Origin of the sequence: Brevibacterium sp. 50QC2O2 (assembly GCF_024580675.1) — a bacterium.
Lineage (GTDB): Bacteria > Actinomycetota > Actinomycetes > Actinomycetales > Brevibacteriaceae > Brevibacterium > Brevibacterium moorei.
On record NZ_JANIJZ010000010.1, the window covers coordinates 58149 to 78341 of the forward strand.

At 69.5% G+C, this 20193-nt stretch carries 20 protein-coding genes; 8 read left to right on the top strand and 12 right to left on the bottom strand.

Translation table 11 applies throughout. The annotated features are described in order from the left end of the window. Nucleotides 1–9: 9 nt before the first annotated feature. The 3 genes from NQ038_RS09535 to NQ038_RS09545 are packed head-to-tail and all read right to left on the bottom strand — an operon-like array spanning nucleotide 10 to nucleotide 5655. A complete protein-coding gene (locus tag NQ038_RS09535) occupies nucleotides 10–3330 on the bottom strand; it encodes an error-prone DNA polymerase (RefSeq protein ID WP_257046678.1) in 3321 nt (1106 codons plus the stop codon). After that, nucleotides 3327–4946, bottom strand: coding sequence for a DNA polymerase Y family protein (locus NQ038_RS09540; protein WP_257046679.1), 1620 nt, complete (start codon nucleotides 4944–4946; stop codon nucleotides 3327–3329). Before NQ038_RS09540 ends, NQ038_RS09535 begins: the two co-directional genes overlap by 4 nt. After that, nucleotides 4936–5655: a hypothetical protein gene (locus NQ038_RS09545; RefSeq protein ID WP_257046680.1), complete on the bottom strand. Its 720-nt coding sequence runs from the start codon at nucleotides 5653–5655 to the stop codon at nucleotides 4936–4938. Before NQ038_RS09545 ends, NQ038_RS09540 begins: the two co-directional genes overlap by 11 nt. 111 nt (nucleotides 5656–5766) lie before the next feature. Between NQ038_RS09545 and NQ038_RS09550 the strand changes: the two genes are divergently transcribed. The 3 genes from NQ038_RS09550 to NQ038_RS09560 are packed head-to-tail and all read left to right on the top strand — an operon-like array spanning nucleotide 5767 to nucleotide 7990. Next, a complete protein-coding gene (locus tag NQ038_RS09550) occupies nucleotides 5767–6234 on the top strand; it encodes a tRNA (cytidine(34)-2'-O)-methyltransferase (RefSeq protein ID WP_257046681.1) in 468 nt (155 codons plus the stop codon). A 21-nt stretch (nucleotides 6235–6255) separates the two neighbouring features. Next, nucleotides 6256–7107: a hydroxymethylpyrimidine/phosphomethylpyrimidine kinase gene (locus NQ038_RS09555; RefSeq protein WP_257046682.1), complete on the top strand. Its 852-nt coding sequence runs from the start codon at nucleotides 6256–6258 to the stop codon at nucleotides 7105–7107. Nucleotides 7108–7129: 22 nt separating this feature from the next. Next, nucleotides 7130–7990 (top strand): PhzF family phenazine biosynthesis protein, encoded by an 861-nt coding sequence (locus NQ038_RS09560; RefSeq protein ID WP_257046683.1) that lies wholly within the window; start codon nucleotides 7130–7132, stop codon nucleotides 7988–7990. Between the two features lie 26 nt (nucleotides 7991–8016). Here the strand turns inward: NQ038_RS09560 and NQ038_RS09565 are convergent, their stop codons facing one another. After that, complete coding sequence (locus NQ038_RS09565) at nucleotides 8017–8535, bottom strand: GNAT family N-acetyltransferase (protein WP_257046684.1); 519 nt, start codon at nucleotides 8533–8535, stop codon at nucleotides 8017–8019. A gap of 181 nt (nucleotides 8536–8716) precedes the next feature. Between NQ038_RS09565 and NQ038_RS09570 the strand changes: the two genes are divergently transcribed. The 4 genes from NQ038_RS09570 to NQ038_RS09585 all read left to right on the top strand — a co-directional run bounded on the left by NQ038_RS09570 (nucleotide 8717) and on the right by NQ038_RS09585 (nucleotide 11012). Continuing rightward, nucleotides 8717–9358 (top strand): hypothetical protein, encoded by a 642-nt coding sequence (locus tag NQ038_RS09570; protein ID WP_257046686.1) that lies wholly within the window; start codon nucleotides 8717–8719, stop codon nucleotides 9356–9358. Further along, the gene (locus NQ038_RS09575) at nucleotides 9355–10107 is read left to right on the top strand and encodes an RES family NAD+ phosphorylase (protein ID WP_257046687.1); all 753 of its coding nucleotides are present in this window, start codon (nucleotides 9355–9357) and stop codon (nucleotides 10105–10107) included. The genes NQ038_RS09570 and NQ038_RS09575 overlap by 4 nt, the downstream gene beginning before the upstream one ends. A 123-nt stretch (nucleotides 10108–10230) precedes the next feature. Continuing rightward, a complete protein-coding gene (locus tag NQ038_RS09580) occupies nucleotides 10231–10446 on the top strand; it encodes a helix-turn-helix transcriptional regulator (RefSeq protein ID WP_257046688.1) in 216 nt (71 codons plus the stop codon). Beyond that, nucleotides 10443–11012 (top strand): hypothetical protein, encoded by a 570-nt coding sequence (locus NQ038_RS09585; protein ID WP_257046689.1) that lies wholly within the window; start codon nucleotides 10443–10445, stop codon nucleotides 11010–11012. Before NQ038_RS09580 ends, NQ038_RS09585 begins: the two co-directional genes overlap by 4 nt. Nucleotides 11013–11084: 72 nt before the next feature. On the opposite strand, the gene NQ038_RS09590 is transcribed toward NQ038_RS09585, so the two are convergent. Next, nucleotides 11085–11342: a type B 50S ribosomal protein L31 gene (locus tag NQ038_RS09590; RefSeq protein WP_257046690.1), complete on the bottom strand. Its 258-nt coding sequence runs from the start codon at nucleotides 11340–11342 to the stop codon at nucleotides 11085–11087. 178 nt (nucleotides 11343–11520) lie between these two features. On the opposite strand from NQ038_RS09590, the gene NQ038_RS09595 reads away from it, so the two are divergent. Then, nucleotides 11521–12078: a YbaK/EbsC family protein gene (locus tag NQ038_RS09595; protein ID WP_257046691.1), complete on the top strand. Its 558-nt coding sequence runs from the start codon at nucleotides 11521–11523 to the stop codon at nucleotides 12076–12078. A gap of 21 nt (nucleotides 12079–12099) precedes the next feature. Here the strand turns inward: NQ038_RS09595 and NQ038_RS09600 are convergent, their stop codons facing one another. The 7 genes from NQ038_RS09600 to NQ038_RS09630 form a co-directional block, all read right to left on the bottom strand. After that, nucleotides 12100–12528 carry a hypothetical protein gene (locus NQ038_RS09600; protein ID WP_257046692.1) on the bottom strand — a complete coding sequence of 143 codons (429 nt, stop codon included), beginning with the start codon at nucleotides 12526–12528 and terminating at the stop codon, nucleotides 12100–12102. A 67-nt stretch (nucleotides 12529–12595) separates the two neighbouring features. Beyond that, nucleotides 12596–13495 (bottom strand): phosphotransferase family protein, encoded by a 900-nt coding sequence (locus tag NQ038_RS09605; protein WP_257046693.1) that lies wholly within the window; start codon nucleotides 13493–13495, stop codon nucleotides 12596–12598. Continuing rightward, the gene (locus NQ038_RS09610) at nucleotides 13492–14700 is read right to left on the bottom strand and encodes a phosphotransferase family protein (RefSeq protein WP_257062499.1); all 1209 of its coding nucleotides are present in this window, start codon (nucleotides 14698–14700) and stop codon (nucleotides 13492–13494) included. Before NQ038_RS09610 ends, NQ038_RS09605 begins: the two co-directional genes overlap by 4 nt. Further along, a complete protein-coding gene (locus NQ038_RS09615; protein ID WP_257062500.1) occupies nucleotides 14697–16517 on the bottom strand; it encodes an ABC transporter ATP-binding protein in 1821 nt (606 codons plus the stop codon). The genes NQ038_RS09610 and NQ038_RS09615 overlap by 4 nt, the downstream gene beginning before the upstream one ends. Next, the gene (locus NQ038_RS09620) at nucleotides 16514–17680 is read right to left on the bottom strand and encodes a glycosyltransferase family 4 protein (protein ID WP_257062501.1); all 1167 of its coding nucleotides are present in this window, start codon (nucleotides 17678–17680) and stop codon (nucleotides 16514–16516) included. The genes NQ038_RS09615 and NQ038_RS09620 overlap by 4 nt, the downstream gene beginning before the upstream one ends. Beyond that, the gene (locus NQ038_RS09625) at nucleotides 17677–18939 is read right to left on the bottom strand and encodes a glycosyltransferase family 4 protein (protein WP_257062502.1); all 1263 of its coding nucleotides are present in this window, start codon (nucleotides 18937–18939) and stop codon (nucleotides 17677–17679) included. The genes NQ038_RS09620 and NQ038_RS09625 overlap by 4 nt, the downstream gene beginning before the upstream one ends. Then, nucleotides 18929–20131 carry a glycosyltransferase family protein gene (locus tag NQ038_RS09630; protein ID WP_257062504.1) on the bottom strand — a complete coding sequence of 401 codons (1203 nt, stop codon included), beginning with the start codon at nucleotides 20129–20131 and terminating at the stop codon, nucleotides 18929–18931. The genes NQ038_RS09625 and NQ038_RS09630 overlap by 11 nt, the downstream gene beginning before the upstream one ends. Nucleotides 20132–20193: the final 62 nt, after the last annotated feature.

A 20193-nucleotide genomic window follows, 5' to 3' on the forward strand; every position in this document is an offset into this window, starting at 1 on the left:
CGGGGTGGGTTATTGGAAGTCGCGGGATTCGGTGGGCAGGGTCAGTGTGGTGTTGTCGAGGTGGAGGGGTTGCAGGGAGTGGGCGTAGAGGCTGACGACGGTGTCTGCGCGTTGGATGAGTCCGGTGATGGTCAGGGCGTTGTGGTTCAGGGCGATGGGACCGTAGCGGTGGAGGAATCCTTGGGTGCACACGATGTTGAGCATTCCGTATTCGTCTTCGAGGTTCATGAAGGTGATGCCGGAGGCTGTGGCGGGGCGTTGGCGGTGGGTGATGAGGCCTGCGACGGTGATGCGGGTGTGGTCGGGTGTGTGGTGGGCGTCTGCGGTGGAGGCGTAGCCGGCGGCGGTGAGGGCGGTGCGGAGTTGTTCTGTGGGGTAGGCCTCGGTGGTGATGCCGGTGGTGGTCAGTTGGGCGAGGGTGGTTTCGAAGTGGCTGAGGGTGGGCAGGGTGGGTGTGTGGTAGATGGGTGAGGTGCCGGGCAGGGTGTCGGGGCCGATGCCGGTCAGGGAGCCTGTGATCCAGAGGGCTTGGCGGCGGTCGAGGCCGAGGGTGTCGAGGGTTCCCGCTGTGGCGAGGGCGGCGAGCGCGCCTGTGTCGAGGCCGGTGCGTTCGGCGAGGTTTTCGGGGCTGGTGTAGGGGTGGGTGCCGCGGGTGGTGGTGATGTGTTCTGCGGTGCTGGTGGTGATGCCGCGGATTTGGTCGAGGCCGAGGCGGATGGCGGGTGCGGTGGGGTTTGCCGGTGTGGGTTCTATGTCGGTGCGGGCGGTGGAGGCGTTGATGTCGGCAGGTTGGATGGTGACGCCGTGGCGGCGGGCGTCGGCGATGAGTGATTGGGGTGAGTAGAAGCCCATGGGTTGGCTGCGCAGGAGGCCGGCGGTGAAGGCGGCTGGGTGGTGGTGTTTGAGCCAGGCGGAGTCGTAGACGAGGCCGGCGAAGCTGATGGCGTGGCTTTCGGGGAAGCCGTAGTCGGCGAAGGCGGCGATTTTCTCGAAGATGGTCTGGGCGGTGGCGGGGTCGATGCCGCGGGTGGCGGCGCCGGTGTGGAAGTCGTGGCGCAGGGCTTCCATGCGGGTGTGGGAGCGGCGGGAGCCCATGGCGCGGCGCAGTTCGTCGGCTTGGGCTCCGGTGAAGCCTGCGGTGTCGATGGCCATGCGCATGAGTTGTTCTTGGAACAGGGGGATGCCCAGGGTTTTCTCCAGGGCGCCGCGCAGGCTGGGGTGGAGGTAGGTGATGTCTTCGGTGCCCTGGCGGCGGCGGAGGTAGGGGTGGACGGAGCCGCCTTGGATGGGGCCGGGGCGGATGAGGGCGACTTGGATGGCGAGGTCGTAGAGGGTGCGGGGTTTCAGGCGGGGCAGGGTGGCCAGTTGGGCGCGGGATTCGACTTGGAAGACGCCGATGGCGTCGCCGGCGCACAGCATGTCGTAGACCTCTGGGGCTTCTTTGGGGATGTCGGTGCGGGTGAAGTCGGTGGGGACGAGTCGGTGGGTGCGCAGCAGGTCGATCGTCTGGTGGAGGGCGCCGAGCATGCCCAGGCCCAGCAGGTCGAATTTGACCAGGTTCATGGCGGCGGCGTCGTCTTTGTCCCATTGGATGACGGTGCGGTTTTCCATGGTGGCGGGTTCGACGGGGACGGTGTGGGCGATGGGGCGGTCGGCCAGGATCATGCCGCCGGAGTGGATGCCCAGGTGGCGGGGTGTGTCCAGAAGGTTCTCGGCGAGGGTCAGGACGGGTGCGGGGATGGGGGTCTGGCCTGGTGCCGGGAGGCTGCGGTGGTGGGTCAGGGCGCGGGTGAAGGCGTCCCCGGCGCCGGGGTCGTGGCCCAGGGCGGCTGCGGCGTCGCGGATGGCCGATTTGGCGCGGTAGGTGATGACGTTGGCGACTTGGGCGGCGTGGTCGCGGCCGTAGAGGCGGTAGACGTATTGGATGACTTCTTCGCGGCGGTCGGATTCGATGTCGAGGTCGATGTCGGGGTAGCCGGCGCGTTCGGGGCTTAAGAAGCGGTCGAAGAGCAGTCCGAAGCGCACGGCGTCGACTGCGGTGATGCCCAGGACGTAGCAGACGGCCGAGTTCGCCGCCGAGCCCCTGCCCTGGCAGTAGATGTCGTTGTCGCGGCAGAATCGGGCGATGTCCTCGACGATGAGGAAGTAGCCGGGGAAGCCCATGGTTTCGATGACGGCGAGTTCCCGGTCCAGTTGTGCCCAGGCGTCGGGGCGGTGGCTGCGGGGGCCGTAGTGGCGGTGGGCGCCGGCTGTCACCAGGGCGCGCAGGCGTTCGGGTTCGGTGGTGCCGGCGGGGATGGGGGCGTGTGGGAGGCCGGCGCGGGCGGCGGAGAGTTCGAAGGCGCATTCGCGGGCCAGGGTGACGGTGTGGGCCACCGGTGCGGGGCCGAAGAGGTGGCGCATCCGGGCGCCGTCGCGCAGGCGGGCCGAGGCGTTCGGTGGCAGGTGGCCGGCCAGTTCGCTTAGGGGTCTGCGGGCGCGGATCGCGGCGCGGGCCTGGGCGTCGTGGAAGCGGGCGCGGGTGGCGTAGTGCACGGCGTTCGTCGCCACCGTCGGCAGGTCGAAGGCCTGGGCCAGGGCGGTCAGCCGGGCGATGTGCTCATCGTCTGTGGGCAGGCCGGCGCGGGTCAGTTCGACGACGACGCGCTCGCCGAAGCGTTCCACGAGTTCGGCCAGGGCCCGTCCGGCCGGGTCTGTGCGTCCCGGTGCCGCTCCGGGGTGGGCCGCGAGCGCTTGGCCCAGGTGGCCTTTGCGGCAGCCGGTGAGTATGTACCAGTCTCCGGCGGCTGCGGTCAGGGCGTCGAGGTCGTAGACGGGGTGGTTCTTCTCTCCGGCCAGCAGGGCGGTGGAGAGCTGGGTGGACAGGTTGCGGTAGCCGGTGACGCCGCGGGCCAGGACGAGGAGGTGGGTGGCCTGGGGGTCGGCTTGGCCTGGGATCTTCTGTTTCAGGTCCAGGGAGAGTTCTGCGCCGAAGATGGTGGGCAGGTGCAGGGGTTTGGCCGCTTGGGCCAGTCGGACGGCGCCGTAGAGGCCGTTGTGGTCGGTCAGGGCGAGTCCGTGCAGGCCCAGGGCGTGGGCGGTGTGTGCCAGTTCTTCGGGGTCGGAGGCGCCATCGAGGAAGCTGAACTGGGAGTGGGCGTGCAGTTCGGCGTAGGGCACGGTGTCCGCCGGCGGGCGGGCGGGTGTCGGTTCCCGGATGGGTTGGGTGTGTCTGTCGGGGCGGGCGAAGGTGGGTGCGTCTGAGCCGGTGGCTTCGGGGTCGGGGGTGGTGCGGGAGAGTCGGCGTTCGAATTCGCGCCAGGGTATGTCGGGGTTGGTGAAGCGGCTCATGTCCAGCTCCCGGTGATGTGCCAGGTGCCGGCCGTGCAGGTCAGGAGTAGGGCTTCGCCGGTGTCCAGGAGCACTTGGAGTCGGACGTGGTAGAGCGGGGCGGGTTCCCACCAGCGGGCTTCGACGGGCCAGGGGGCCGAGTGGGCTGCGATGGCGTGGCGGCCGGTGGTCGTGTGCAGCCAGGCGGGTGCGGTGTCCAGGCCGTCGGGGCGGGCGGTGACGGGGGTGCCGGTGGCATCGGTCAGGTGGACGGGGGTGGTGCCGACCATGAGTGGTGTGGGGGTGGGCAGGTGGCCGGGCCAGGGCGCGGTGGCCGAGCGGTGGCCGGCGGGTGTCTGTTGCCAGGGCGTCCACAGGTTGGTCTCCGCTGCGTCCAGGCCACCTTGGATTCCGGGGGTGCGCACGGCGTCGGTGCCGAAGAGTCCCTGGATGCGTTCGAGGGTGCTGGAGACGTGGCCGGTGCTGGTGTCGAACAGGCTGGTCTGGGTTTCCAGGGGCGCGCACAGTTCGACGGCCGTCAGTTCGATGGTGGTGATGCCATCGGCGTCCTCGGGTGCGGGGTCGGTGGTTCCCACATCGGTGAGGAGGGATTGGGATTGCCAGCGGATGCGGTCGGCGATGGTGTTCTCGTCCATCGTCTCCAACCGCCAGGTCCGCTGTTGGAGTGCTCCGGTGACGGTGTGCAGGCCGATGCCGATCTGGGTGCAGACGTGGCCGGTTGCGCGGATGTCGGTCAGGAAGTCCGTGGCCAGGGTGCGGGCGGTGAAGGAGAGCACGTCCGTGTTCGCGCTCGGCGGTTCCAGGTGGGTGCCGACGTGGTGTTCTCTGGTGCGGGCGTGGTCGATCGGCAGCCGGTCCTCATGGCCGGCGGCCAGGTGCCAGGCGCGCAGGCCGGCGGCGGCGAAGCGTTCGAAGACCTGGGCTGCGGGGAGTTCGGCGAGTGCGCCCAGGGTGTGCAGGCCCAGGGCGTGGAGGGTGTCGGTGAGGGTCGGCGGGGTCGTCTCCAGGCGGGCCAGTTCGTCGATGGGCTGGCCGGCGAGGAAGTCCGCGGTGTGCCCGGGTGGGACGAGCTGTGAGGTTTCGGCTGCCAGGAGGGCGGCGAAGGTGGAGTCGGCCACGCCGGCGAAGACCTCCCAGCCGGTTCGATCGGTCAGCGCGATCAGGAGGTGTTCGACCCAGCCGGCCTCCCCCGTGCCCGGGTGTGCGTCCGGGTATGCGTCCGGTTCCGAGTGGTGGTGGGGCAGGGCGTGCAGGGGGACGGTGATGGTGCCGGGGCGCAGCAGGGTGAAGCGTGCCACGAGGTCTTCGAGCACGGTCACGGCGGTGGCGAAGGTCCGGTGTTCGGCCTCGGTGTCCCTGGGGTGGATCGTCAGGTGCGGCAGGCGGGCACGGGCGGCGCGTTTCGTCATGCCGGGCAGGACGCCCGCAGTGCGTGCCGGGGCGTTCGCCGTGTGGATCCGGCCGGCGGCCAGCACCGCGATGGGGGCCGTCGGGGGCAGGCCGTGGGTCAGGCCGGCGGCCAGGGCCGGCCAGTCGGGGACGGTCAGGACGAGGGTGCGGCGGGTCGGCGCGGAGCCGGCCTGGGCGGGTGCCTGCGTTGCCGGGTCAGTCGACACTGTGCAGCCTCCGCTCCGGCTGTGGCGTCTCCGGTGCATGGGTGGCGCCCGCCCGGCCGTGGTGGTCGGGCAGGAGGAGTGAGTGCCGGCCCGTTGTGGGATTGTCCACCGTGATTCGGGCCTCGCGCAGGCGGCCGCAGCCCTGCCCCAGACCCGTCCAGTGGCAGCCGGAGACCGTCAGGGAATCCCGGTCGGCCGGCCTGCCGCCCTGGCGGGCCGGCCGGTGCGGGCCGGCGTGGGTTCCGGGCGCCGGTGTCAGGAGGACCAGGCCGGCGCTGCGCTCGCGGACCCGGGCGGCCAGGCGCTGTTCCTCTCCCCCAGTCAGGTGGAAAGGGACGCGGGTGATGAGGATGTCGATGGACTCCAGGAGGATCGAGGTGGCGCGCAGCCAGTCGCCCGGCGGCACCTGCACGTCGACGAAGTGGTCCGAGTCGATGCCCAGGTCCAGGATCGTCCGGGTGGAGGTCGAGCCGATGTTGAGGGTGGCGCACCAGGTGCCCTGTGCCGTGGCCCCTGCGGCGGTGGCCAGGGCCAGCAGCAGGGCGTGCGGGCCCGAGATGGTGAGGATGCCGCCGCGCGGCAGGCCGCCGTGGGCGAAGAGGCGCTGCAGGACTCCGGTGACGGGGAAGGTCGGCCGGGTCAGTGTTGCGGCGTAGCCGATGCCGGGCAGGCTGCTCAGTGCTCTCAGCTGTGCGGATTGTGCTGCCATGGGATTATTATCGAACTCCTGTTCTAATGAATCAACATGATTCGAATATGTGTTCTACTCTGTTCCCGACTCTAGGACGGGGCACGGACACGGCCCGTCTAGACTTGATCCGTGACTTTGCAGATCGTCTTCCACACCCCGGAAATCCCCGGCAACACCGGCAACGCCATCCGCCTGGCGGCCGTCACCGGCGCCCACCTCCACTTAGTCGAGCCCCTGGGCTTCGACCTGACCGATGCGAAACTGCGGCGCGCCGGCCTGGACTACCACGACCTGGCCCACGTCACCGTGCATCCGGACCTCGAACACCTGTGGGCCGAACTCGGCCACCGGCGCGTCATCGCCTTCACCGGACACGTCGCCGAGCACTTCCAGGACGTGAGCTACGACGGCGACGATGTGCTCATGTTCGGCCGCGAGTCCACCGGCCTGCCAGAAGAGGTGCTGGCCGATGAGCATGTGGACCTGCGTGTGCGTATCCCGATGCTGCCGGCCCGCCGGTCACTCAACCTGGCCAATTCCGCGGCCATCGGCATCTACGAGGCCTGGCGGCAGCTGGGATATCCCGGCGGGCTCTGAGCCCGGCGTAGAATCGCACCCATGGCCAGAAAAGCACTCACCGTTGCAGGAAACGACGTCACCGGCGGCGCCGGACAGGCAGCCGATCTGAAGATGTTCGAGGAGTACGGGGTCTTCGGCGCGACCGTCCTGACCTGCATCGTCACCTTCCACGGGGAAGAGGGCTTCGCCAAGGACTTCCGGCATGCGATCGAGTTCCTCGACACGGACCTGATCGCCCGCCAGCTCGATTCGGCCCTGTCCGTCCACGATTTCGACGTCATCAAGTCCGGGATGCTGGGCTCGGCGGAATCGGCCCTGCTGCTGGCCGAGCGACTGCGCGATCGGCGCGGGCGGGCGGGCTCCCTGCCCTTCGTGTTCGACCCCGTGCTGGTCAGCAAGGGCACCGGCACCATGGTGGATCTGGGCGACCTGTTCGTTAAACACCTGGTGCCGCTTGCCACCGTCATCACCCCGAACCTGGACGAGGCCGCGGCCCTGACCGGCGCCGATGCGCTGCACACCCCGCAGGAGATGGCCGAGGCGGCACGGGCCATCCACGCGATGGGCGCGGCCAACGTCGTGGTCAAGGGCGGCGCCCGCCTGGACGGGGCAGAGGCCCTCGACGTCTTCTACGACGGGCACGAGGCCACTGTGCTGGCCTCGACGAAAGTCAACAACGACCTGGTCAACGGCGCAGGCTGCTCCTTCGCCTCCGCGATCGCCGCGGGTGTGGCCACCGGATTGCCGGTGGACCGTGCCGTGTTCACCGCCAAGGAGAAGGTCGCCCACGGAATCGCCAGGGCGCTGGACAACGCCACCGGCGTCCGCTCCCTCTACCAGGCCGCCGGCCGCTGCGAGCCCGATGAGCGGATCAGCGTCCGCCGACTGTGAGGCCGAACATAGACTGGCGTCCATGAGCACTCATCGTTTCTCCCAGGTCGACGTCTTCGCCTCCGGTCCGATCAGCGGCAATCCCGTGGCGGTCGTCCACGATGCGGATGATCTCAGCGAGGCGCAGATGGCAGCCTTCGCCAGGTGGACCAACCTCTCGGAGACGACCTTCCTGTCGCGCGCCGGCGATCCGCGGGCGGACTACCGGCTGCGGATCTTCACCCCGGGTGGGGAACTGCCCTTCGCCGGACACCCCACCCTGGGCTCGGCGCACGCCTGGCTGGCCGCGAACGCCGCGGGCACACGGCAGGGGCTTATCCAGGAGTGCGGCCTGGGGCTGATCGAGCTGCGCATCGCCGCAGACGGCTCCCTGGCCTTCGCGGCTCCCGGGTTCGTGCGCACGGGCTCCCCGAATGGGACCGAGTTGGCGCATGCGCTCGACGTCCTGGGTATCGCCGATGAGGACGTCCTGGACGCCCAGTGGATCGACAATGGTCCGGGCTGGTTGGGCCTGTGGCTGCGCGATGCCGCCACCGTGCTGGATGTGGAGCCGGACTTCGCGCGCTTCGCCGGCAGCGCACTGGGCGTGCTGGGCGCCTATCCCCCGGTAGCCGAAACCGGTGCCGGTCAGCCCGTGGCCGATGTGGAGGTCCGCGCATTCCTCCCCGACGGCGGGGTTCCCGAGGACCCTGTCACCGGGAGCCTGTGCGCGGGGTTCGCCCGGTGGCTGGTTCCGTCGGGCAGGCTACCGGAGCACTATACGGTCTCGCAGGGCACCCGCCTGGGGCGAGCGGGCAGGGTGACGATCGACCGGGATGCCGATGGGACGATCTGGGTGGGCGGCCGAGCGGTGACGACCGTGTCCGGGACCGTCGAACTCTAGGCAGGACGGGCCGACGGTGGAGGAGATCAGCGCCGGACCATGCGGATCTCCACGAGGCCCTTGAGGTCAGGATCGCTCTTCTCCTCGCCGTCCGGATGGAAACCGTTCTTCTCGTAGAACCTCCTGGCGCGGGGATTGTCCTTGGCGACCCACAGCATCGCCGGCCGCCCGTCCAGCGCACCGTCGAGCAGCGCCTGCCCGATCCCGGTGCCGTAGACCTCGGACAGGACGTAGATCGCTGCGAGCTCTTCCGGAACGGGTGAGTCCTCGTCCCGCGTCGGGGTGCGCAGGGCGAACCCCACGATCTCCCCATCGAGCTCGGCGACCAGGGTTCGGGCGACGTACTCGGGAAGTGCGGTGCCCCGACTCCACAGGGCGCGGCGCTGAACCATGGCCTGGGTGCCGTAGAAATGCTCGGGCAGGAGGTCACCATAGGCCTCGCGCCAACCGGTGACATGGACGAGGGCCAGCCCGTCGGCGTCGGCCGGCGTCGGATGCCGGATCGTCCATGCGACTTCTTCGTGTGCAGACGTTTCCTCGGTCATGCCCCATACCCTAGCCCGTCTCTGTGCGAATCCAGTACTTTCCCTGGTCAATCTCCTTGCCACATTGCATGATGGAGCTCATATGGAACCCGCCCCAGACGGTACCGAACAGATGTAGCATCTTGAATACGGACGCTACATTGCTACACTCGATACCAAGAGGCGAACAGGGGTGATGGGCATGAACACCACGCAGGTACCGGAGAACGTCGGCGTCCACGCCGGGGATGACCATATCGAGGTCACCGGGCTGAGCGAGGACGAGGTCAGGCAGGCCATTGCACTGTTCCAGGCCACGGGGCGCGAACAGCTGCGGGCCCGCTCCGCACTCTATGCCCACGTCAATCGCGCCATGGTGGATGCGGCGATCCCCCTGATTCCGGAGGCGACCGCACGGCAGGCGCAGCGGCTGGCAGCCAATCGGGAGGCCCTGCTGCTCGAACACGACCATGAGACCTACCGGTCCCTGGCCCAGAAGCGCCAATCGCGGGAGAGCTCCGCGCGCACCTGGGTCGCCCGGATGCGGGAGCGCGGCGACCTGTTCACGCTCAAGGTCGCCGGGCAGACGATCATCCCGGCCCTGCAACTGACCGCGGATGGGACCCTCGAAGCATCCATGACCCCGCTGGTGCGCACCCTGCTGGCCGCCGGGATGAACGGCTGGTCCCTATGGGCCTGGCTGACCAGCCCGTCCGGCCTACTCAGCGGTGGGATCCCCGCGGAAGTCGTTGGCGACAATCCCCGGCGGGCACTGCGGGCCGCGACCCGGATGGCAGCGGAACTGGAGTTGACGCAGCGGCCGGTCAGCGCCGAGGTCGCGTGAGGAACTCGTTTCCGGAGCAGGACCTGGACTGCCCGGATCCGGAGGGCTGCCCCGTCGCAGTGACTCGGCTGGTGGACTGTGCGAGGGCGGGGCGGATGCCGGTGGCCCAGTTCCCTGCCGGGCGGGAATGGTACCGCGTCTATGATGCGCAGGACGGGTATTTCCAGGCCAACCCCGGCTATGGCGATACTCGCTTCGCGCCCTTCGACGCCGTGCGCACCGGGGCGCGCGTGCCCACGCTCTACCTCGCCGAGGACCTGGAGTCAGCTCTTTTGGAGACCAGTCTGCACAATGTCGCGCAGGCCCATCCGCGCATCGTGGACGAAAGGACCCTGTTGGGCAAACTCCATGCCCGTATCCGGACTCCGCATCAGCTGCGGCTGGCCGATCTGCGCGATCAGCGTCTGGTGGAGTTGGGGGTGAAGCGCTCCGGCATCGCCTCCAGTGATCCGGAACACTATCCCTGTACCCGCACAGTGGCGCGGGAGATCCATACCCAGGGTCAGGGTGGAACCGCACTCCAGGGGATCGTCTGGCATTCCCGGCAGGCCGAACTGGCAGGCACCCCCGCCCGGGAGGTCGTCGTGCTCTTCGCCGACCGGATCGCGATGGGCCGCGGGGTCTGGGATCTGGCCGCCAGCCGCAGTGCTTCCGGTGCCCTACTCGAGGGCACCGGCCGGCTCCTGCTCGATCGCCTGGCCGATGCCCTGTCCGTCGACATCGAGACCTCCGAGGAACTCGACCAGTAGGGGGCGTGCAACGGCCGGCCGAATGGAACCTCGTGTGAATGTCAAAAACTCTTGACATCATATGTCAATGATGCTTTACTTTTTTGTGTAAAGCATCATTGACATTGACGAAAGAGAGGTGCCATGGTCGAAGCCCGGACGCCGGTCCCCACACTCAAGGGGCGGCGCAAAACCTCAGGGCTGACCCAAGCCCAGTTGGCGGGAACCGTCGGAGTCTCCCGTCAGACCATCATCTCGATCGAACGTGGCGACTACGCCCCCAGCGTCTACCTGGCCCTGCGCATCGCAGGCACCCTGGACGCGACCGTCGAAGACCTGTTCCCCTTGGAGGAATCATGACCGATAGCACACGACGCACCAATGAGTTCGCCGACCGTCTGGCGGGGCTGAATGACCCGTCGATGGGCGATGAACGCGAACGCGACATCATCCTGCGGGCCTATGCACTGACCGCGACGGTCGGAACATATGTGAGCATCTGCGTGGGGATCCTCTTTGCGCTGATCGGGGCCGGCTTGTGGTCGCTCCTGCCCGTCTTGGCCAACGGGCTCACGGGTGTAGTGGCCGCCGGCTACTGCAAACGCGAAGGGGTCGACCTCAACCGGGCAACCCTGCGCACCACCGGACGCCGCTTCGCAGTCACAATGACGATTGGGGCCGTGCTCGCCCTGTTCCTCGTCGCCGTTCTGGCCTATCACATGCAAACCGGTCAGCCGGTGATCGATGTGGGCCTGGGCGGCTGGCCCACCGGCACCACCGGCTCATCGACCGCGACCGGCGGGGTGATCGGCGGTATTATCGGCGGGGCCGCCGTCATCGTCTTCATGGCCATCCGGCGCAGGCGCCAGCAGGTCCTAGACCTGCGCGATCGCGAAAGCGCCTGGGACGCGCCCGATGAGAACTGATCGCCCCGCACCAAAAAACACTGTGGCCCGCATCCTGTTACGGATGCGGGCCACAGTGCAGTGGAAAGAAGCTCAGTGCTTCTTGCCGAAGCCCTTGTAGCGGTCCTTGAACTTCTCAACGCGGCCGGCGGAGTCCATGATGCGCTGCTTGCCCGTGTAGAACGGGTGCGAGGCGGACGAGATTTCAACGTCGACCAGCGGGTAGGTGTTGCCGTCTTCCCATTCGATGGTCTTCTCGGTCTTGACCGTCGAGCGGGTCAGGAATTTGGTGCCCGAAGCCAGGTCGTTGAAGACGACCGGGTGGTAATCCGGGTGGATGTCCTTCTGCATGAGTATCCTCTTTCGAATTCTGTGAGCCCTGGTGCCGGGCCCTGAAGGGCGCACATGGCCTGCCAGTGCTCAAATTCTTCTTCGATCCGGGTTCGGACCAAAAGACAACTATACCGTATGTGATCCACCCGGACACAGCTCACGGCAACCGGGACGCATGGCCGATAGAGTGATTCCCATGACATGGAACAGTATTCCCGACTCGGTCGAAACCGTCCCCGCCACCACCCGAACCGATCTCCTGGCCCCTGCCACCGCCCAAGCGCTGGCCGGTCCGGGTGCAGATGCTGGCCCGATCGACGTGTTCGCGATCGACCCCGACTTGGCCGACACCGCGGCTCTGACCGCGGCATACGACCTGGCGCCCGAGGCCTCGGCCAACTGTGTGCTGGTCGCCGGCACCCGCGGCGATGACGAACGCATCGCCGCCTGCGTGGTCCTGGCCCATACCAAGGCCGACGTCAACAAGCGGGTGCGCAAACTCATCGACGTGCGCAAGGCATCGTTCCTGCCGATGGAGCGCGCAGTGGCCGAATCCGGGATGGAATACGGCGGGATCGGGCCGATCGGCCTGCCGGAGAACTACCGGGTGCTCATCGATACCCGCGTCGCCGAGGCACCGGAGATCATCCTGGGCTCGGGCATCCGCGGCTCCAAGCTCATCCTCTCCGGTGCCACCCTGGCCGCCGTCCCCGGCGTCGAGGTGATCGAGGACCTGGGCATCGAAGTCGGCTGAGTGCCCTGCCGGCCGACCGCACTATCCGCGTTCGGGCCCGTCCGGGGAGAATAGGCCGAGGAAGCCGAAGACCCATGTTTGGGCGATCGTGCCGACCTCTCCGGGCAGGCCCACCCAAGTCACTCCCAACAGACCACCATCGCCACGCCCCGTGCTCTCCAGGATTCCCGCCACTATCCAGAGGAGCACGAACAATCCGGCTATGCTCAGGCCGGTCCCCACCACGGTCCGCGTGTTCCGCCGCCGCGGCGTCGCCCCGCCGTACCCGGATAGCGCTGAGCACAACCAGACGATGCAGGTATTGACCCCCACCAGGCACAGGCTGTAGAGCCAAAACACTCCGGATGTCAAATCCAGGCCGGGGAAGGCGAACACGGATGCGATGACGACGACGCAGACGTTCACCCCCAGAAATCCCGCGGTGGCCCGCAGTCCCGGTATGGAAGTCACCGCTTCGCCTCCTCACCCACGCTCCTCCACTCAGGTTGACCTATCCTGGTCAAGGACCCGAATACTCCTATACTCCACCGGCGACCAGGTCCCGGCGCAGCTTCGCGGCGGTTTCCCGCCAGCCCGGGCGCGCGGCGTACAGGCAGCCCAGGCGCAGCCAGGTGGCCCGTTCGTACAGGTCGAGGGCCGCCGGATCCACGCCCGCCTGCGCCGTCGCCTCGTCCACGGCATCCACTGCCGCCTGGGCGCGCGATGCGCTCCAGATCCCCTGCCGGGCCCGCCATCTCAGGTGGGCGCGCAGATTGGCCGGGTCCAGGGCGATATCGGCGATGCAGGCGGTGTCCACGTCGAGCAAACCGGGCGTGGTGGAGCCGTCGAACAACAGCTGTTTGTCATGGAGGTCGCGGTGACAGGGTGCGGGAACGATGTCCCGGTCCTCCAGCAGATTCGCTGTCTCATCCAGCAGGGCGGCGAAGGCCGGATCGATCCGCTCCACCCCACCGGCCCGGGCCAGGTTGTCGGTGAGGATCAGGGCCTCCGCCCGGCCCGTGTGCACCGGGGTGTCCCCCGGCAGGTCCTCCGTTCCGACCCCGACGGACCGCCGCCATGACTGGGCACAGGCCCTCCAGGCCCGCTCCCATGCGGCCTCGGTGAACGCCCCTGCATCGTGTAGGCCGACTCCGGCCAGGGCGGCGAAGGTCACGGTGTCCTGCGTGGACGTCAGTATCCGGGGTGTTGCGAAGGGACCGGCGAAGGGCCTGGCCCGTTCCACTCCTGCCAGGATCTTCGCGGCCTTCCCCGGCCTCACGACCTTGGTGTACCGGGTTCCGTCCGGACTGCGCACCACTGCGCGCTTGCCCGGCTTGTGGCTGACCAGAGTGCCAGCCAAATGAGCCAGTGCAGGCAGTCGCGGATCGTCCGGGAGGGATTGCCCTGCCACCTGGGGACCCGCCGGTACCGGGCTCATCGCAGCGGTCCTTGTACCGTGGAGGCGGCGAGCGCCAGGGCGACCAGGCGGGCGCGTCTATCCTGCCAATCCGGGCGCAGGGCGCGCAGGGGTTCGTCCAGGCGGGAGCGCAGGGCCGTCGACTGGCTGCGCCGCACCTCTGCGGTGAAGGCGGTGTCGTCGAGGTCCCTGGTGGCGCCGTAGCCGGTGAGGAAGTCTGTGGCCAGCCGGGTTCCCTCTCCAGGTCGGTCCAGGTCGATCACCTCGCAGGCGGCCAGCCAGGATCCCACATCGCGTGCCGCCGGGCCCCGCGTCGCCCGGTCCAAGTCGATGATGCGGATGGCGGGCTTCTGGCCGGTGGGCTCTTCCGGGTCCGCCACCAGGATCTGGTCCGGGGATGCGTCGCCGTGGAGCAGCACGGTCTCCTGGCCCGTGGTGGCGCCCGCCCTGGAGTGCGCGTGCAGCGCGCCCAGGGCGTGCCCCGCAGCACAGGCTGTGGCCGGGTCGGGGTGCGAGTGCAGGTCGCCGGCGCCCCAGAGCGGGCTGGCGCTGGTGGTGCCGCGCCGTCCGACGGACATGCTGGGCAGGACGGGGGCGCCCAGGCTGCGCCACAGTGCGGTGGCGCGCACCAGCGGTAGGGCGGGTCCCGTACCGATGCGCAGGACGATGGGTTCTCCCGTGCGGTCGTCGTGGGTTGCCACGATGAGTCTGCGCCGGGGGTTGTATTTCAGTACCGTCCAGGTCTCCGGTGTGCCATAGCGGCGTGTCCTCACGACGGCGTGGACCTCGTGGGCCAGGGCAGGGTCGGCGCTCGCTGGGCCGGTCAGCAGGACCCGGCCGGCCCCCAGTTCGTGTGTTTCGATACGGGATCCGGCCTTGGCGACCCGCCGCAGCGCCCCTGTGATCTTGGCAGGGTCGGTGAAGATCGCGCAGAAGCCGTGGCGGCACTCCGCTGTGGATCGTTCGCCGAGGCCTCGGCCCGCATCCTCCGCCGGTTCCGGCACGGCACTGCGCCAGGCCACGATGAGGGACTCCCCCGGTTTGATCCGCACGTATGTGGGTTCCGCCTCTTCTCCCAGGAGCTCGGCGAGCACCGCGGGATCGGCCAGCCGGGGAGTCGCGGGCAGGGCCGCGAGCGCGTGCACGGCCGCGGCGGGATCCTGCGGCAGGTCCGTGCTGCGATCCGCCGGGTCCGATGGCGCTCCCGGGTGCGCGGGCGCCCTCATGCCCGCCCCTGGGTTTGCAGGCCGGCCCATCTAGCCACCCTGCCGCCGGGTCGGGTGAGCAGTTCGGCGGGTGCGCCGTCCTCGACGATCCGCCCACCCTCGAGCCAGATGAGCCGGTCGAGGCCGCGCAGCATCGCGACATCGTGGGTGATGGCCAGGGTGGTCCGTCCGGTTGTCAGCTCGTCCAGACTGCCCACGATCGCCTCGCGGGATTCGGGGTCCAAGCCGGTCGTCGCCTCGTCGAGGATCACGATGGGCGCCTGGCGGACCATTGCCCTGGCCAGGGCGATGCGCTGGCGCTGTCCGCCTGAGAGGGTGTCGCCGCGGCCGCCGAGCACGGTGTCGTAGCCTTCGGGCAGGCTTTCGATGAAGTCGTGGATGCCGGCCCGCCGGCAGGCGTAGGCGATCTGTCCGGCGCTGGCGTCGAGCCTGCCGTAGCGGATGTTCTCCCGGATGCTCACGGCGAACAGCACGGATTCCTGGAGCAGGATGGAGACATTGGCGCGCAGCCCGGCGCGGGTGACCTCGCGGGTGTCGAGGCCGTCGACGAGCACCTGTCCGGTTTCGGGGTCGGACAGGCGCAGCAGGTAGCCGGCCAGGGTCGACTTGCCCGCTCCCGATGGTCCCAGCAGTCCGACCCGTTGGCCGGCCGGGATGTGCAGGTTCAGGTCCGTGAACAGGCTGCGGCCGTATCCGTCGCGGCTGCCCAGGCCAACGAAGTCCAGGTCGCCCTGCGCCCGGCCCATCGTGATGGCCCCGGGGGCGTCGGCGATGTCGATGGGTTCGTCGAGCAGTTCGGCGATCCGTTCCCCCGAGGCGGTGGCGCGGGCGATCCGGCCGGTGTACTTGGCCATATCGCGCAGGGGTTTCATCGCGATCTTGAGATACATGATGAACAGGACCATGTCGCCGGGCGTCATCGCCCCTGACAGTACCCGCCAGCCGCCCAGGGCAAGGACCAGGGCCGAGGCCACGCCGACCAGCAGGTCCGTGGAGCGTTCGAGGGCTGCGGCCAACCGCTTGGAGCGGACCCCGGCCTTGAGCGCGCGGGCGTTGCCGTCGGCGAAGTCCGCGGCGACGGTCTGTTCCAGTCCGTAGGCCTGGACAACGCGCATAGCGCCCAGTGCCTCCGCAGCGGAGTGGACCAGCTTGCCCTCGCCCTTGCGGGTGGTACGGGCAGCCCCTGTGATCTTCGGGCCGGAAAAACGGCTGATGACCAGGAATGCGGCGGCGGCCACGACGACCACCGCGGACAGCAGGGGGTCGAGGATCACTACGACGACCAGGAGGACGAGCAGTGTGATGACGTTGCCCAGCAGGGGCAGGCCCGCGGTCACAGCGACTTCCTGGAGCCGACCCACATCGCCGACCAGGCGCTGCGAGGTGTCGCCCACGGAGGCCCTGGAGTGGTACTTCAGGCTCAGCTGCTGAATGTGGTTGAAGACCCGGGAGCGCAGCAGGGTGGCCACGCGGGAACCGGCCAGGGCGAAGCACACGGTCGCCGCGTAGTTGCACAGCGCGCGGGCACCCACGATGATCGCCAGGGCCAGTGCCAGGGAACCCAGGGCGATGGCGGAGTTCCGGCCCAGGTCGATGCCGAAGATCTGGGCACCGTCCGCTAGGCGGGCGCCCAGACTCGAGGAGACGAGGTCGATCGCGTACTTCATGGGCCAGGGCTCGAGCACGCGGAAGGCCACATCGCCCAGCAGCGCGATCAGGCCGCCCAGGGCGATCCACTTCTGGCCGCCCGCATGCGGGCGGATGATTTCCAGCGTGCGGCGCACCGCGGAGGCGCGGATCTTGTCCTTCTTGCTCATACGAGCTCCAGCCAGGTGCCGCAGCGCCGGTCCCAGGAGTGTCGGTTGACTGCCGAGTCCCGTGCGGCGGCGCCCAGCGCGGCCCGCCGCACCGGGTCGTGGGCCAGGGAAACGAGTGCCGCGGCGAGTTCGGCGACGTCGCCGGGCGGCACCAGGACGCCAACGTCCGAGCCCAGCAGACCAGGGATTTCGCCGATCTCGCTGGCGACCACGGGCAGGCCGGCGGCCAGGTACTCGTAGACCTTCAAGGGCGAGAAGTAGTGGTCGCCTGCGGCGGGGTAGGGTGCGGTCGCCACGTCGAAGCCGTGGAGGATTTCGGGCACCTGTGCCGGTGCCACAGCGCCGCGGAACAGCGTGCGCCCACCGATCCCGAGGTCGGTGGCCAGAGCGCGCAGGGACTCCAGTTCCGGGCCCTTGCCACAGATGTCGAGGCGCCAGTCGACCCGAGGTCCGCCCGGCAGAGCGGCCTCAGCTGTGACGGCGCGGGCGAATGCCTCGAGCAGCAGGTGGGTGCCGTGCCAGGGTTTGAGTGTGCCGACGAACCCGACGGTGAAGGTCCGCGTGTCGGCAGCCGGCCCGCCCGCAGTCGGCGCGGCGGGCGTGATCCGGTGGGCGTCGACCCCGTTGGGAACCACCAGGGTCCGGGCCCCCGGGCACTGCTGGAGGACCCAGTCCGCCACGCCGGCGCTCACACAGGTCGCCACCCGTGCCGCTTCCAGCTGAGCCACGGTGGCGACCAAAGCGCCCGCCCGGTCGTGCAGTTCCCGGTATCTGGCCTGCTCGTCGATCAGCGGCGCATTGACTTCGAGGACGAAGGGCACGCCGAGGGCCGCGGCGGCCCGGGAGCCAGCGGTGGAGAACAGCGAATAGCGTTCGTAGACCAGGTCGGCTCCGGCCACCGTCACCGCACGCGCCAGGGAGTCGGCGGCCGCGGCGATGGCGCGCTCGCGGGCGGCGGTGTCCGCAGTCCGGGCCACCGGCAGTTCGACCACCGGCAGATCGGCCAGGTCAGCGGGCACTGTGTCGTCGCTGCGGACCGCGTAGACGGTGACGCTGTGGCCCAGGCGGCGCAGGGCCCGGATGACCTCCTGGACGTGGACGGATGCGCCCTTCGTTCCGAACACCCCGATGCCGGGGTCTGCCAGCAGATAGGCGATCCTCATGCGCGCACCCCCGCCGGCTGTTCGTTCACGACCACCGGTGGCAGGGGTGCGGTGTCGGGGCCCGGCGTCTGCAGTTCGGCCAGGCGGGCCGCCTGCCTGCGGGAGTCGAAGCGGGTCTCGATGAGCGCCCTGGCGGCATCCAGCCGGGCCAGGCCCTCGGCGCCCTCGGCGATGGCCGAGGCCAGGGCGTCGGTGAGGGCCGCGACGTCGCCGGTGGGCACGAGCCGGCCGGTGCGCCCGTCGACGATCACCTCGGAGACCGCTGTGACGTCGCCGGCCACACAGCGGATGCCCGATGCCATGGCCTCGAGCAGCACGGTGGGCAAGCCGTCGGCGTTGCCGTCGGAACCGATGACGAAGGGGGCGGCGAACACATCGTGTTCGGCCAGCATCGTGCGGACCTCCGCCTGGGTGCGGGGCCCGAGCAGTCTGACGGTGTTCTCGAGGCCTGCGGCGGTGATCTGGGCGGCCAGTTCGGCGGCCAGCGGGCCGTCGCCCACGATGTCCACGCTCACCGGTGTGCCGCGCTCGCGCAGCCGGGCCGCGGCCCCGATCAGCAGTCCGAAGCCCTTCTTCTCCACCAGGCGGCCCACGGCCAGGATCCGCGTCCCGGATTCCCGGTGCGGCCGGTAGGGGAAGCGATCCAGTTCGAGTCCGTTGTGGACCAAGTGCAGGCGGGTTCCGGGGAAGCGGCGGCGCAGATCGGCCAGGTTGTACTGGCTGATCGTCACGACGTGGTGGGCATCGGCGAATTTCCGGGCCAGGTCGGCCTCGTCGACGGAGATGTGGAAGATGTCCTTGGCATGGGCGGTGCACGAATACGGCAGCTCGGCGATCCGCCCGGCCAGGCGGGCCACGGTGGTGGCGACCGAGGCGAAGTGGGCGTGTAAGTGCGTCACCCCGTGTTCGCGGGCCAGGCGGGCCAGGGCGACGGCCTGGCCGGCATCGTCGTGGCCGGCTTCCAGCAATTCGGGCAGGGCGCGCTGCAGACCGCCGGCCAGGTTCTCACACTGCGCGGTCCGCTGCCATTGGTCCCACCAGCGGTGGGGGCTCGCGGCCCTGGGCACGTGGATCACTTCGGCGGCGACGCGGGCCAGTTCGGGATGGAACCGGGCGTCGGTGGTCGGCCGCAGGGCGAAGATGACGATCTTCTCCCCACGGGCCTCCCTGGCCAGGATCTCCGAGACGACGAAGGTCTCGGAGAAGCGCGGGTACATTTTGAGCACATAGCCGGTGACGGGACGCGTCTCAGGCGACAAAACAGGACTCCTGCATCTGCTGGTGGTTCATGGTCTCGGTGGTGCTGGGATAGCCCAGCAGTTCGGCGGCCAGCGAGCCGATGCGGCTCAGGCCCTCCAGGTCGACCCCGGTGCGCTGGATCCTGGGCCCCGAATGGGCGCGTCGGAACCAGGCACCCACCGTCTGGGGCGTGCACGCCTCCTGCGACAGTGAGTCGACCAGGCCCAGGCCGGCCAGGGCCGCCGCCCGCCGTGGCTGTTCGGCTCTGCGGGCCGTGCGCGGGACGACCAGTGCCGGGGTGTCGGTGGCCAGCACCTCGGTCAGGGAGTTGTAGCCGGCCATGCATACCACTGCGCGCGCACCCCTGATGAGTTCCGGCACGTTCGCCGCGGAGTTCAGCACGAGGGTCTGCTCGCCGGCGGCGGCGCGCACGGCAGCGACCTCGGCCGGTGGCATCTGCGGGCCCGTCACGACGAGGTGCTCGCACCCGGCGGGCACCTCGGCGGCTGCAGCGGCGCGCGCCACCGGTCCGCCGTCGGAACCTCCGCCGAGCACGGTGAGCAGGTAGGGGCCGGCCGGTGCGGTGCCGGCGTCGGCCGGGCGGCCGTGTGACAGATACCCGGTGGCCCGGGCGCGGGCGGCCAGTCCCGCCGGCAACTCCCCCGTGGTGCGGGGATCGTAGACGTCCGGGTCCCCGTAGACCCAGACCGCGTCATAGGCCTCGCAAATCTGTTCCTGGCCGCCTGCACGGTCCCATTCGGCGGTCATCACCCCGGGGGTGTCGAGGACCTCGCGCAGGCCCAGGACCGTGCGGGTCGGATGCCAGGCGCGCAGCCGGGCCAGGGGCGTGCGCAGTTCCCCGCCGACGCCGAAGGGGTGGCGGTCGGCGATGAACAGATCGGGCGCCAGGGCGTCGAGCACGGAGGACAGGGCCGCGGTGCGCACTCCGGCCAGGCGCTTCGAGCCGACCTGCAGGCGGCGCGGTGCATAGCCGGAGCCGGTACGGGCGAAACCGGGCAGGACCAGCCAGTCCCAGCCGGCCGGCAGCGAGTCCCTGGGCGCGTCGGGGTGGCCGGCGATGAGCACCCCGCAGACGTCCTGGCCGGTCAGGCGCGGCAGATCCGCGGCCAGTGCATGGGCGATCGCCCGATTGCGCCGGGAGTGCCCCAGTCCCACGGAATCGTGGGAGTACATCGCGACCGTCACCGTCATCTGCCGGCCCCCTGCTCGTCCTCGCCTGCCTGTCCGTGCGGTCCTGTGTCCATGCCTCCCAG

Bases quoted from the DNA above. Each gene is read 5' to 3' on its own strand.
- NQ038_RS09595 (WP_257046691.1), top strand. From the start codon at position 11,521: ATGACATGGAACAGTATTCCCGACTCGGTCGAAACCGTCCCCGCCACC.
- NQ038_RS09605 (WP_257046693.1), bottom strand. From the start codon at position 13,495: ATGAGCCCGGTACCGGCGGGTCCCCAGGTGGCAGGGCAATCCCTCCCG.
- NQ038_RS09560 (WP_257046683.1), top strand. From the start codon at position 7,130: ATGAGCACTCATCGTTTCTCCCAGGTCGACGTCTTCGCCTCCGGTCCG.
- NQ038_RS09580 (WP_257046688.1), top strand. From the start codon at position 10,231: ATGGTCGAAGCCCGGACGCCGGTCCCCACACTCAAGGGGCGGCGCAAA.
- NQ038_RS09590 (WP_257046690.1), bottom strand. From the start codon at position 11,342: ATGCAGAAGGACATCCACCCGGATTACCACCCGGTCGTCTTCAACGAC.
- NQ038_RS09535 (WP_257046678.1), bottom strand. From the start codon at position 3,330: ATGAGCCGCTTCACCAACCCCGACATACCCTGGCGCGAATTCGAACGC.
- NQ038_RS09610 (WP_257062499.1), bottom strand. From the start codon at position 14,700: ATGAGGGCGCCCGCGCACCCGGGAGCGCCATCGGACCCGGCGGATCGC.
- NQ038_RS09570 (WP_257046686.1), top strand. From the start codon at position 8,717: ATGAACACCACGCAGGTACCGGAGAACGTCGGCGTCCACGCCGGGGAT.
- NQ038_RS09630 (WP_257062504.1), bottom strand. From the start codon at position 20,131: ATGACGGTGACGGTCGCGATGTACTCCCACGATTCCGTGGGACTGGGG.
- NQ038_RS09620 (WP_257062501.1), bottom strand. From the start codon at position 17,680: ATGAGGATCGCCTATCTGCTGGCAGACCCCGGCATCGGGGTGTTCGGA.
- NQ038_RS09545 (WP_257046680.1), bottom strand. From the start codon at position 5,655: ATGGCAGCACAATCCGCACAGCTGAGAGCACTGAGCAGCCTGCCCGGC.
- NQ038_RS09555 (WP_257046682.1), top strand. From the start codon at position 6,256: ATGGCCAGAAAAGCACTCACCGTTGCAGGAAACGACGTCACCGGCGGC.
- NQ038_RS09565 (WP_257046684.1), bottom strand. From the start codon at position 8,535: ATGACCGAGGAAACGTCTGCACACGAAGAAGTCGCATGGACGATCCGG.
- NQ038_RS09585 (WP_257046689.1), top strand. From the start codon at position 10,443: ATGACCGATAGCACACGACGCACCAATGAGTTCGCCGACCGTCTGGCG.
- NQ038_RS09615 (WP_257062500.1), bottom strand. From the start codon at position 16,517: ATGAGCAAGAAGGACAAGATCCGCGCCTCCGCGGTGCGCCGCACGCTG.